Annotated in this window: 16 protein-coding genes; 14 read left to right on the top strand and 2 right to left on the bottom strand. The window is 43.0% G+C overall.

Annotated features, from left to right (window positions below; translation table 11 throughout):
- Positions 1-4: 4 nt before the first annotated feature.
- Both ASG89_RS09905 and ASG89_RS09910 read left to right on the top strand, forming a co-directional pair.
- Positions 5-1,591 carry an extracellular solute-binding protein gene (locus tag ASG89_RS09905; RefSeq protein WP_057310424.1) on the top strand — a complete coding sequence of 529 codons (1,587 nt, stop codon included), beginning with the start codon at positions 5-7 and terminating at the stop codon, positions 1,589-1,591.
- Positions 1,592-1,678: 87 nt separating this feature from the next.
- Complete coding sequence (locus tag ASG89_RS09910) at positions 1,679-3,268, top strand: glycoside hydrolase 43 family protein (protein ID WP_057310425.1); 1,590 nt, start codon at positions 1,679-1,681, stop codon at positions 3,266-3,268.
- 99 nt (positions 3,269-3,367) lie between these two features.
- Here the strand turns inward: ASG89_RS09910 and ASG89_RS09915 are convergent, their stop codons facing one another.
- A complete protein-coding gene (locus ASG89_RS09915) occupies positions 3,368-3,730 on the bottom strand; it encodes a winged helix-turn-helix transcriptional regulator (protein ID WP_057310426.1) in 363 nt (120 codons plus the stop codon).
- A gap of 121 nt (positions 3,731-3,851) precedes the next feature.
- Between ASG89_RS09915 and ASG89_RS09920 the strand changes: the two genes are divergently transcribed.
- From ASG89_RS09920 to ASG89_RS09940, 7 genes are all read left to right on the top strand, one after another.
- Complete coding sequence (locus ASG89_RS09920; protein WP_057310427.1) at positions 3,852-4,508, top strand: ABC transporter permease; 657 nt, start codon at positions 3,852-3,854, stop codon at positions 4,506-4,508.
- A gap of 9 nt (positions 4,509-4,517) precedes the next feature.
- Complete coding sequence (locus ASG89_RS09925) at positions 4,518-5,135, top strand: glycine betaine ABC transporter substrate-binding protein (protein ID WP_082592951.1); 618 nt, start codon at positions 4,518-4,520, stop codon at positions 5,133-5,135.
- A complete protein-coding gene (locus ASG89_RS37120) occupies positions 5,116-5,349 on the top strand; it encodes a hypothetical protein (protein ID WP_200963452.1) in 234 nt (77 codons plus the stop codon). Before ASG89_RS09925 ends, ASG89_RS37120 begins: the two co-directional genes overlap by 20 nt.
- On the top strand, positions 5,324-5,731 hold the full coding sequence (locus ASG89_RS09930) for an ABC transporter permease (RefSeq protein WP_235549690.1): 408 nt from the start codon (positions 5,324-5,326) through the stop codon (positions 5,729-5,731). Before ASG89_RS37120 ends, ASG89_RS09930 begins: the two co-directional genes overlap by 26 nt.
- Positions 5,732-5,764: 33 nt before the next feature.
- Positions 5,765-6,124 (top strand): alcohol dehydrogenase catalytic domain-containing protein, encoded by a 360-nt coding sequence (locus ASG89_RS37125; RefSeq protein ID WP_200963456.1) that lies wholly within the window; start codon positions 5,765-5,767, stop codon positions 6,122-6,124.
- Between the two features lie 62 nt (positions 6,125-6,186).
- Positions 6,187-6,681: a zinc-binding dehydrogenase gene (locus ASG89_RS37130; protein ID WP_200963458.1), complete on the top strand. Its 495-nt coding sequence runs from the start codon at positions 6,187-6,189 to the stop codon at positions 6,679-6,681.
- Between the two features lie 37 nt (positions 6,682-6,718).
- On the top strand, positions 6,719-7,561 hold the full coding sequence (locus tag ASG89_RS09940) for an SPL family radical SAM protein (protein WP_057310428.1): 843 nt from the start codon (positions 6,719-6,721) through the stop codon (positions 7,559-7,561).
- A 67-nt stretch (positions 7,562-7,628) separates the two neighbouring features.
- On the opposite strand, the gene ASG89_RS09945 is transcribed toward ASG89_RS09940, so the two are convergent.
- Positions 7,629-8,180: a helix-turn-helix domain-containing protein gene (locus tag ASG89_RS09945; protein ID WP_057310429.1), complete on the bottom strand. Its 552-nt coding sequence runs from the start codon at positions 8,178-8,180 to the stop codon at positions 7,629-7,631.
- 147 nt (positions 8,181-8,327) lie between these two features.
- Between ASG89_RS09945 and ASG89_RS09950 the strand changes: the two genes are divergently transcribed.
- The 5 genes from ASG89_RS09950 to ASG89_RS09970 all read left to right on the top strand — a co-directional run bounded on the left by ASG89_RS09950 (position 8,328) and on the right by ASG89_RS09970 (position 12,397).
- Positions 8,328-8,732: a DoxX family protein gene (locus ASG89_RS09950; protein ID WP_057310430.1), complete on the top strand. Its 405-nt coding sequence runs from the start codon at positions 8,328-8,330 to the stop codon at positions 8,730-8,732.
- 22 nt (positions 8,733-8,754) lie between these two features.
- A complete protein-coding gene (locus ASG89_RS09955) occupies positions 8,755-9,414 on the top strand; it encodes an alpha/beta hydrolase (protein WP_057310431.1) in 660 nt (219 codons plus the stop codon).
- A gap of 8 nt (positions 9,415-9,422) precedes the next feature.
- Complete coding sequence (locus tag ASG89_RS09960; protein WP_057310432.1) at positions 9,423-10,193, top strand: DODA-type extradiol aromatic ring-opening family dioxygenase; 771 nt, start codon at positions 9,423-9,425, stop codon at positions 10,191-10,193.
- 52 nt (positions 10,194-10,245) lie between these two features.
- Entirely contained in the window at positions 10,246-11,574 is a 1,329-nt protein-coding gene (locus tag ASG89_RS09965; protein WP_235549691.1) for a hypothetical protein, read from the top strand.
- Positions 11,575-11,635: 61 nt separating this feature from the next.
- Positions 11,636-12,397 (top strand): GTP cyclohydrolase II, encoded by a 762-nt coding sequence (locus ASG89_RS09970; protein ID WP_057310434.1) that lies wholly within the window; start codon positions 11,636-11,638, stop codon positions 12,395-12,397.
- Position 12,398 lies beyond the last annotated feature (1 nt).

Genomic DNA, 12,398 nt, shown 5'->3' on the forward strand with positions numbered 1-12,398 from the left:
TTCAATGTCAATTAGAACGAAGAAAAGAACATGGATGGTACCTGCCGCACTTTCCATGACAGCCTTAATAGGAATACTCGCAGGCTGCTCGGGTGAAAAAGAAGCCGCAGGAAGTAGTTCAACGCAGCCGAGCGAGAGTTCGGCGGTCACACCGAATAAACCGGTCACGGTCCGATTTATGGTGCAAAACGATCCCGGAGCTCCGATGAACAATGATATGCCGTGGGTAAAGGAATTTACGAAGCATACAGGTGTGCAGTTTGACTGGATAGCTGGACCTGAAAATGCTGATCAATACAAAGAGAAATTTAATCTCACCATCGCTTCAGGGGATGTTCCCGACCTTATGGAAAGTCCAGGAGATATGCTGAACAAAGGTGGTGAGGCAGGGACTTTTTTATCGATTGATAAATATTTGGATAAAATGCCTAATCTCAAGAAGCTACTGGATAGCAATCCTGCTTATGCCCGTGCTCTAAAGACAGACGGTGGTAAAATTTATTATCTTCCGCACTTCTTGGCCGTTAAAACCAATAACACCTTCTTGCTACGTCAAGATTGGCTCGATAAGCTAAGCTTGAAGCAGCCTCAAACGATGGATGAGATGTATAACGTTTTGAAAGCGTTTAAGGAACAAGATCCCAATGGAAACGGTAAAGCAGATGAGATTCCTTTCACTACAAGAAATAAAAAGGCAGGCTTGAATGGATTTATCGAACCTTTCGGTGTTTCGTTGGATGAAGATTTTATTGTTGAAAACGGCAAGGTAGGTTTCACATATACGAATCCAAAGTTAAAAAGTGCCCTTGCCTATTTAAACAAGCTGTATAAAGAGAAACTGATTGATAACGAGTATGGCACTAATGATACAAAAATTTGGGATCAGCGGCTGTCCACGCAAGTATCAGGAATGACTTGGGATGTTTTTGCTCGTCAGGATTATTTCAATAAATCTATTCAACAAGTTAATAAAGACGTAAATATGTCGATCATCAATCCGCTCAAAAGTGCCGACGGTAAGCAATATACAAAGAATCAGCAGCTTCCTATTGCAACAACAGGGATTGCTATCAGTGCAAAATCGAAGAATATCGATCAGCTCATTAAATGGGCAGATTGGTTCTACAGCCAGGAAGGACAGCTCTCATATAACTTCGGAATTGAAGGAGATACGTATACGATGGTGAATGGACAGCCTCAGTATACAGATAAGGTTGTCAAAGATCCGAAGCTGGCCGCTGGAAGTGTGATCAAAGCGTTAGGTCGCTTGCACTTCGTATCCAAATTGGATATTCGGTACGAGAACGCTTCACAATCCGCGGATGTTGTTAAGAAAAGGGATGATGCTGCCAAATTCGTAACAGATCGATTCCCAAAAGAGTACCTGTCCTACACGCCGGAAGAACGGGAAATCATCAACGCCAAATATACCGAAATCAGTACGTTTAAGGATGAAATGTTCGACAAGTTCATTTATGGCAACGAGCCTATCGATAAATTCGACGATTTTGTCGCCAAAATTAATAAAATGGGACTGGATGACGTTACGAAAGTGCAGCAAGCGGCTTATGACCGTTATTTGAAACGCTAAGCAAGGCTGGTTAGTGAAGTGAGCTCAACGCGACTTGGGTTCACCTCACTTTCTTTTAGAAGTTCGATGCTGAAAGGGGATAAACGAATGAATAATACGGATAACAGCACATTGAAGCTGGAGCCATGGGTATCCGATCAGGGGGACGGAACCTTCTTTAATCCCGTTCTTTACGCAGACTATTCCGATCCCGATGTGATTTGCGTTGGTCAGGATTTCTATATGACGGCTTCAAGTTTCGGCCATATCCCTGGGTTACCGATTCTTCACTCCAAAGATCTTATTAATTGGCGGCTTATTAACCATGTGATTAAACGTATGGACCTTCCTGATTACGAATTGCCTCAGCACGGGAAGGGGGTCTGGGCACCGAGTATTAGATATCACGACGGTAAATATTGGGTATTTTACGGAGACCCTGATGTTGGTATTTTCATGAGTACAACGGATGACCCGGCAGGAGAATGGTCGACACCTCATTTGGTTCAAGCCGGTAAAGGGCTGATCGACACGTGTCCATTCTGGGACGATGACGGCCAAGCATACTTGGTGCATGCCTTTGCGGGCAGCCGCGCCGGGATTAAGCATAAGCTCAGAATATGCAGGATGTCTCCCGACGGTAAGCGGCTTTTAGATGAAGGAACGATTGTGTACGATAACCCTGATAAGCACCCCACATTGGAAGGGCCAAAAATGTATAAGAGAAACGGTACTTATTATATTTTTGCGCCTGCGGGTGGTGTTGAAACGGGTTGGCAAACTGTGTTTAGGTCAAAGAACGTGTTCGGTCCATATGAAGAGCGTGTTGTACTTCATCAAGGGAACACTTCCGTTAATGGGCCGCATCAAGGTGGTTGGGTGGAATTGGAATCTGGTGAATCTTGGTTTATGCATTTCCAAGATCGCGATGCCTACGGTCGAATCATGCACCTACAGCCGGTGGAGTGGGTTGAAGATTGGCCATTGATGGGGAAGGATATCAATAAGGATGGTATTGGAGAGCCAGGGCTTCAATGGAACAAGCCGGATGTTGGGAAACAGTTTCCGATTGAGGTGCCAGTTAGCTCGGATGAGTTTGATAAAAGCCAATTAGGACTGCAATGGCAATGGCAGGCTAATCCGTTGCAACGATGGTATTCACTGGAAGAAAGGCCAGGCTCATTGAGATTGTTTGCCGAAGCTTTGCCTGCCGGTACTCCTAGTTTGTACCATGCGCCACATTTGCTGCTGCAGAAATTTCCGGCTCCTGCGTTTGTAGCTACTGTTAAGCTGGATGCCAGTGGACTGAAGAGTGGGGAACGCGCAGGGCTAATTGTCTTTGGGTATCAATATATGTATATCGGGATTCATCGAACAGTGTACTCAGACTCTGCGGGTGATTGGTTTGAGCTTGTGGCAATGACTGGCGATGCCAATGGGGAACGTCAACTATGGACGAAACAAATAAATACGTATTCATTGTATCTGCAAGTTCTGGTTGAAGATGGCGGATACTGTTCCTTCAAGTATAGCGATGATGGAGATGAATTCCAACTGATGGACACCCCGCGTGTTCAAGCATCAAAAGGACATTGGGTTGGCGCAAAATGTGGTCTGTTCGCCGCTAGATTGGATAATGGTAAAAGTAAAGGATATATTGATGCAGAATGGTTTAGAGTCTCCTCATATCCAGAATAAAGTTCCAGTTCGAATCATTGTTTAAAAAAGAAGAACGTCCCCAACTTGACCCATCCTTCTCAGGACGGTCGAGTCGGGGACGTTTTATTTGCGATCCAATTAAACAAGGTCCACCTCTTTCGTTAGCTCGGTTTCTTCTTTTATGACTTTTTGATAATTTAACCCCCAGACTTCCATAACACCAATTATGGGTCGTAATGAATTTCCCAAATCACTTAACTGATACTCCACTCTCGGTGGTACTTCAGCAAAAACCTCCCGGATGATCACTCCGTCTTCTTCCATTGAACGCAAATTTTGCGTTAATACCTTTTGACTAAGCTCAGGCAGCCCTTTGCGCAATTCACCAAATCGCTTAGCTCCTGTCAGCAAGTCTCTTAGAATGAGTAATTTCCATTTGTTTCCGATTAACCCGACCGTTGTAGCCACGGGGCAATGTGGAAGTTCTTTTTTTGAAATCATTATGTATACCCTCCATTAGTTACTTAAAGGTTCCTATATGATAAAAAGGTGCCTACTTTCCAAATGACTCTATAGAATTTATTATAAATCCATCGCAATCATATGGAAAGGGGGGAACCATTTGAGCAGTAACTTATGGATTAAATTTATGGACTATTTTACAAATAACACAAATGATTATCTGATTTCTTTTAAAGAGCATATAGAGATTAGTTTAATCGCCTTATTGTTCTCTACATTAATTGGGATTTATAGCGGATATGTTTGTGCCCAACATAAAAAATACGAAAGGTGGATCGTATCGGTATTTCAGATCCTTCGCATTGTTCCAAGTTTGGCTATTCTTTTGCTATTGATCCCAATCATGGGAACAGGCATTAAACCAGCTTTGATAGCGCTCATATTACTCGCGATTCCGCCTATTCTTATGACTACAGTTACGGGTTTGGAAGGCGTTTCTCCATTCTTACTTGAAGCTGCTTATGGAGTTGGTATGTCGGAGAGGCAAATTTTGTGGAAAGTTAAGTTCCCTTTAGCCGCGCCAACCATAGTGACTGGAATCAAAACAGCAATGATTGAAATCATAGCAAGTGCAACTTTGGCTGCCAAGATCGGTGCAGGTGGACTTGGAGGTATTATATTTACGGGCCTGGGACTTAATCGAATGGATTTACTATTGATTGGTGGGATTTCGGTTGCAGTTCTCTCTATTGCAGCTGGCCTATTTATCGGGCTGGCAGAAAGATCTATGTTCAAATATAAATGTATTAGAAAGTAGGAGAAAGTAATGAAAATCGGGATAAAAACATTTGCTGCAGCCGCAGCAGTACTGGTACTCACAATGACGCTGATTGCATGTGGCAATAAGAGCGCTGATTCAAATACAAGTAATAGCACAACGATTCGTGTCGGGACAAAAGATTTTACTGAGAATTTGATTGTTGGAGAATTGTACGCATTAGCTTTGGAAGATGTCGGATATCAGGTTAAACGAGTTCCTAATATTGCTGGTTCCGTCATTCATACATCGCTAGTAAACAATGAAATTGATTTGTATCCCGAATATACGGGAACGGGGCTAACTATTTTAAAGATGAGTTTGATGACTAATCCTGATGAAGGTTATACAACAGTGAAGGCTGAGTATGAAAAACAATTTCAAGTTACTTGGCTGAATTACTCACAAGCTAATGATGGGGCAGGACTTGTTATCCGGACAGATGTTTCGAAAAAGCTTGGCATTACCACGATTTCGGACCTACAAAAACATGCAAGTGAACTTAGATTCGCATCACAAGGTGAAGTTGACCAACGAGAAGATGGAATCCCTGCTTTAGAAAAAGTGTACGAGAAAGAAAGCAAGAGCGTTTCTGGGAGGGGTTCGTTTGATCGATTATGCAGTTAATCATTTTGATAAATTAGGCATCGCTTTACTGGAGCATTTGGAGATGTTAGTTGTAACGATACTCATTTCAATCGTTCTTTCTTCAATTTTCACGATTGCTGCCATGTCCTCGAAAATCTTATCGTACGTGCTAATTCCAATTATTCTCGGTGATTTATTCGATCCCGAGTCTGGCGCTTTTAGCTTTATTGATTCCAGTTACAGGCTTAGGTAAAGTAACAGCTATCACGGCTTTAGTCATGTACAACCAATATATATTGCTTCGCAATTTTATCGCAGGACTTAATGAAGTTGAACCCTCGATCATAGAAGCGGCAATCGGCATCGGGATGACGAAGTGGCAAGTTCTTTATCAAGTGAGACTGCCGCTGTCTAAGCGAGCACTCTTTACCGGCTTACGACTTGCTGTTGTATCTACAATTGGTATAGCAACGATCGCAGCATTCATCAACGCAGGCGGGCTAGGCAATATTTTATATGATGGACTTCGAACGATGAATATATACAAGATACTTTGGGGGAGTTTGTTGTCCGCGGGGTTAGCGGTCGGTGCTAATGTGTTATTAATTCGTATTGAAAAATGGTTTGATATTTAGATGGATGGGTTGTTTGTGAGGAGAGATTGCGGTATGAAAGCAGTTGTGTTGGAAAAACCAGGTGCACCTGAGGATTTAGTGGTCCGAGAAGTGCCAATTCCTGAAGTGAAGCCAGGTTGGGTTCTGGTTAAAATTAAAGCATTTGGTATTAACCGATCAGAGATGTATACGAGACAAGGACATTCCCCATCCGTAAAACTTCCTCGAATTATTGGGATTGAGTGTGTGGGTGAAATTGAAGCTCCCTCTGATAGCCATTATCAAAAGGGGCAGCGTGTTGTCTCGCTAATGGGTGGGCTGGGGCGTGAATTTGATGGCAGTTATGCGGAGTATGCGCTTATACCTTCCAATCAAGTCTATCCCATAGAGAATGATATGGAAATGCTTCTTTAAAGTTAATTAAAGGTGAAACGCTACTAATCTGTGGCGGCACTAGTTCCGTAGGGCTGGCGGCATTGCAACTGGCCAAAAGTGTTGGGGCAACTGTCATATCGACGACCAGAAACAAAGGCAAAGCAGAATATCTTCGGCAGATGGGCTCGGATTACGTGCTGCTGGATGACCAACATATAAGCGAACAGCTATTTGCCATAGCTCCGAGCGGAGTAAATAAAGTATTAGAGCTAGTAGGTACGGTTACACTGAAACAATCTTTGACTTTTGTTTCGGAAGACGGCATTCTATGTATGTCGGGAATATTAGGGAACGAGTGGGAAATGGATAACTTTGAACCGCTGGTTGATATTCCAGCAGGGGTTTATTTTACGACCTTTACGAGTGAAACCATTAAAGAAGATTTGCTTATGGAGCTGTTTAATCACATCGAGAAGCATGATATACAAGTTCCTATTGCCCAAGTATTCACCCTAAATCAAATTCATGAGGCCCATCTTCTAATGGAGAGAAATGACGCTAACGGAAAGATTGTTGTTACGAATCTCCATGTATGACAGATCTGATCTTAATAAGAGGCGGTTGTAGCCCCGAATGCCAATTGATATAGAAGAGATTCTATCGAAGAAAGTCCTTAGCGAAGCGAAAGGCTATTTAGATATAGGGTTTACCCATTCCTTGAATCCCTATAGCGGTTGTGTATTTTCATGTAAGTACTGTTACGTGAGAGAAATGCCGATCCAAAAGTTCAAAGAGATTCCCTGGGGAGAATGGGTAGACATTAAAACAAATGCGGCTGAAAATTACCGAAATGAAATGACGAAGCTTCGTCGAAAAAACAAAACGGTCAATATTTTTATGTCTTCGGCAACCGATCCTTACCAACCGATTGAACGAAAGGCTGCTGTTACACGACGAGTACTAGAAGAAATGATTGAAAACCCGCCAGATTTACTCCAAATTCAGACAAGAAGCCCACTCATTACAAGGGATCTTGATTTACTAGTCATTTTGAAAGAAAAATGTCATGTACTTGTATCGATGACGATTGAAACGGATCGAGAAGATATGAAACGAATTTTTGCTCCCTATGCGCCAGGAATCAAATTGCGATTAAAAGCGCTAAGAGAACTACATGATGCCGGTATTTCAAGCCAAGCTTCTATTTCTCCTGTTTTACCGTTTACGCCTGATTTCCCTAAAATTTTGGAGGGGATTGCTGATCGAATATGGATCGATACACTGCATATCGGGGATGGTTCGATGGGGAAACGTTCAGAACGATTAGGAATGCCTCGCTTATTCGAAGAACACGAACTATCCAAATGGTATCAAAAAGATATCCATATCAAGGTTGAAAAGTACTTCAAGAAATTTTTCCCTAGTGAAATGATACGTGTTTCTAAAAACGAAGCTTTTCCAATTAGCAAGATGTGATTGTAAAAAAAGACATCCTCAACTTGGCCGCATGGCTCAGTTGAAGTTGTCTTTTTAGTTTACACTTTTAGATAAGGTCTAGTCCGCTGTCACTTTCTGTATAGATCGATATCAGCACGATTGCCGTATCTTCCCCTATATTTTTTACCACATGGGGGGTGCATGCGTTCCAACTGAACGAATCACCCTCTCCGAATTCAGCCCCATCCTCTCCCTGCTCTGCGTATATGCTTCCTTTAACGACCACATGAACCTCCTCACCTTCATGAGCGTGAGGTACGTCTCCTGTTGAGGCTCCTGGCGGGAACTCTACCAGCATCATTCTAACGTTCTTCGTAGAGCTAAGATGTTCCACCTTCAGTTTCTCGGAACCGCTTGTTGTGGTTCTTCGGTCATTCTTTCGAACAATATTCATTCTATCTTCTTTCTTAAGGAGCAAATAAGCTAATGGCACCTTCAAAGCCTGTGCTATATGTTCCAACGTTGCTATAGAGGGGGACGTTTTATTCGTTTCAACCTGACTCATGAAGCCTTGGGACAAGCCGGTTTCTTCGCAAATTTGAGCGATGGTAATATTTTTTCTCTTCCGAATCGCTCGTATCGTGGAGCCGATATCCATCCTTATGCACCCCTTAAATATTAGTAATAGGAATTATAATTTCATATTAACAATTTATATATTGACAAGTCAATGCGTTTTGATTTAAATTAGTTATATAAAATTTATTTCATTATTACTAATATTTCGTGGGGAGAGGGAATAGGAATGACAAAAACAGCAGTTATTTCAATTATTATGCGTGTGGTGATGGGAATCATATTTATGATGCATGGAATCAATAAGTTTCAAATGGGACTCAGCAATGTTGAGGCGTGGTTCAGTTCTATCGGTGTACCGGGATTTTTGGCTTATTTCGTAGCAATACTTGAACTAGTCGGCGGTATTATGCTGATTGTGGGACTGTTTACTCGATATGTATCAGGATTGATAGTAATTATGTTATTCGGTGCAATTGTAACAACGAAGCTTTCGGCAGGACTTATGGGAGATGGGCAAATAGCTGGTTATGAGTTGGATCTTGGATTTATGTTGGTTTTGTTGTATCTAGTTGTTGCTGAGCAGTCGACTCTCTCAGTCGACCGTCTTATTATGAACAAACGCAGAGCATAACTTACGAGTAAGGGGGATTATGATGAATCCGTTTTATCAATATGATGTTCATTTACCGGTCAATATGGATCCTGACAAGAAATATCCAGTCGTCTTTACTCTGCATGGCAAAGGGTCCAATGAAAATAATATGTTCAGTTTGGTCGCTCCGTTGGCAGATGATTTCATTATAATAGGTATCCGCGGCAATCTACTTCTTGGCTCGGGTTATCAGTATTATGATTTGAAAAGCCTAGGCAATCCCATCCGTGAGATGTTTGATGAAGCCGCTAAACAACTCGAAGCTTTCATTTATTATGCGACGGAAAAGTATCCAATCGATCCAAGCAAACGGTATTTGCTGGGCTTTAGCCAAGGCGCAATCCTCTCGATGACACTAGCACTTATCATGGGTGATGGGCTGAAGGGAATTGTTTCGCTGAACGGGTACGTTCCTGAATTCGTGAAGACGGAGTATCCGCTCCGAAGTGTGAAGGACGTATCCGTATTTATTTCACATGGCGAATATGATTCCATATTCCCTGTTCGGATCGGTCACGAGTCGGCGGCGTATTTCAAGGATAAGACACAGCGTTTAACATTTAAATTATACCCAACTGACCACGGAGTATCTGAAGAGAACCAGTTTGATTTTCTGAGCTGGCTTAAGCAGGATGCTGGTTTGATTATAATAAAGGAGTGAGAAGCGATATGATGCCTTCCTATTTTTTCGCGCATGGCGCCCCGTCGATCGTACTTGAGGATAACGAATACACACAACTGTTGAAGAGTTTTAAGGACAATACACCTAGACCGAAAGCAATCGTACTCTTTAGCGCTCACTGGGAAGAAACTGTACAGACGGTCAGCGCTGCTGAAACGTATGATACCATCTATGATTTTGGCGGGTTTCAAGATGAACTTTATACGATGACCTACCCGGCCAAGAGTGATCGAGCACTAAGTGAGCATGTTCGAGCGCTATTTGAAAAGCAAGGCATTCAGAGTGTTCTGAATGAGAGTAGAGGACTTGACCACGGAGCTTGGGCGGTTTTGAAGCTGCTGTATCCGGAGGCCGATATCCCGGTAGTCGCACTATCCGTGAATCGTCACCTGAGCAACGAGCAGCAGTACCGGATCGGCAAAGCGTTGGGGGAGCTTAGGGAACAAGATGTTCTCATTATCGGAAGCGGAGGAACCGTTCATAATTTAAGAAGATTGAATTGGCAGTCCCAAGGAAACGACGATTGGGCTGAGAAGTTCGACAACTGGCTTCAGAATAAGATTGAGTCATGGGATACAGAGGCGCTATTTCAATATTATGATCTGGCTCCAAATGCTCGAGAGGCTGTGCCAACGAATGAACACTTTATTCCGCTGTTTCTTGCAATGGGATCCGGAGACTCCAATCGTCAAGCGAAGCTGCTTCACCGCTGCTACCAATACGGCAACCTAAGCTTAAGCTGCTGGCAGTTTAACTAATGAAAAGAGGGCGGATCGGATGAAATCCGCAAGTAAAGCGGCAATAGAGAGGATGCTTATATTCTCTATTGCCGCGGTTTATATTGTACAGCAGCTGACGCAATTGGAGATGCTAACTCCTGTGCTAGGAGGCCTTGTCTTCTTGGCAATCGCCATATTGTTGCCGAATCTGAAGGGAGTAACCTTCTGGCTTACAGTATCCTTTATGGTTGCCGGGACAGTTCTCATGTTGCTTCAAAAAGTGGAGGCTTCCGTATGGTTCGTGTCAGCGGGAATCAATGTGACGATCGTAACGCTATTTCTATTCGCGCCATTGTTCGGACTTCCGGTCCGGATTCCCGAATATGTCGAAGCTCTGAAGCATTTCTACGAAGAAAACTTTCGCAGCAAAGCAGCTTTATTCATAGGAACGCAGTTTTTTACACAAATTATGGGTGTGTTTATTAACGTCGGTTCGATCCCTGTCGTCTATCAAATGATTTTTGTAAAGCCGCAACCCGGTATGTCCCGAATGCTTGCCAATGCGTTAAACAGGGGATTTGCGGGGGCGATTCTATGGTCGCCGTATTTCGCTGCGATGACGCTCGTGACAACGGCGCTTGAATTGCCTTGGTCGTCCGTTCTTCCTTATATGCTCGGATTAGCTTTCCTAAGTCTTGTGGTGAGCTTGGCGGTCGATTTCCGGGAACTGCGGAGGGCTGAAACTGTCCAAACACAACAGGAGTCGACTCCGAGGCTAGGGAGTTTGGTTTTTCCGATAGGGCTTGGTATATACTTAATATCCGCAATAATCACTATATTGATTTTGGAACGGTTAGTCGAATTGCCGATGGTTATATTAATTTGTATGGCTGCGGTATTATTTCCGCTAATTTGGTGCATGGCTAAAGGGGCGATGACCGTATACAGGCAAGGTTTGAAGAATCATGTTACCGTCACGCTACCCGCCTTGCAGAAGGAAATTACACTATTTTTGGCTGCCGGTTTTTTTAGCGGTTCAATTGGTGCAACCAAGTTTGGAGCCTCGGTTCCGGCAATGCTCGAGCATATACCACTGTCGGTAACTATAACATTCTCGCTATTCACAGTGCTACTCATAGGGGGATCATCGTTAATTGGTCTTCACCCGATCGTGCCGGTAACCATTCTTGCAGGCGGCATTGATCCGGCAAGCGTACAGATCAGTCCTTTGTATTTCGCAGTGTTATTGTTGGGAAGTTGGAGCTTATCCAACCCCATATCACCAGCCTCGGCTGTGAATAATTTGCTAGCTGGTCTATTTAAGAAGCCGGTGTTTGAAGTGGTCGTGCCCAATTACAAATTTGCTTGCTGTATGGCAATCGTGCTAATCATTTATGTGATGGTTGTATTAGCGGATTAAGAAAGACAGATGATAGGATGTGTCGGAAATCCCATACGCAGTTTGAAAAGGAGAAGTATTCATGCCTGATGTACAAAGTTTTGATCCTAAAGTGATTTCGCTTTTACAAGAGAAAATAAAACTGATCAAAACCGACGAAGGGGCGGTATATCTTGTTGGACCTATTAAGCTGCCAGTTAACTTATTTGGGGAGATTATCCAGTTTAATTGGTACTGCTGGCTCAATTGCAATGAAGTAACGGAAGACTTTGAGCGTATTGTCGCCAAATTATCTTCTGCTAATTTAGCGGAATATCAACAATCGAGTGTTCTTGTCCATGGGGATTTTGAACAGGCAGATCATGCCTTGATTCGGTTTCACTCCATTTGTCATACCGGAGATATATTTGGCAGCAAGCGATGTGACTGCGGATATCAGCTCCATCAGTCGTTGAAACATATTGCCGATCATGGAAGCGGCGCGTTATTTTATCTGGCGAATCATGAAGGACGAGGAATTGGGCTCTTCAGCAAAGCGCTTGCCTATATTCTGCAAGAAAATGGATATGATACGGTGGATGCGAATCTTCAACTTGGTTTTGTGGATGATTCACGAGATTATAGCGACGCGATCAAGGTATTAAAAGCACTTCGAACAAAGCCAGTCACACTGATGACAAACAATCCTAAGAAATTAGACGCCCTGAGTAAGGCAGGTCTAGATGTAGAGGATCGAGTGCAGCTTTGGGGAGATGTCTCCGAGTATAACGAGAAATATTTGAAAACGAAAATCGAGCGATCCGGGCATTTTAACGAAAATGAAGGCTGTTGCAATAATGACTAAC

The sequence above is a fragment of the Paenibacillus sp. Soil766 genome (assembly GCF_001428105.1).
GTDB lineage: Bacteria > Bacillota > Bacilli > Paenibacillales > NBRC-103111 > Paenibacillus_E.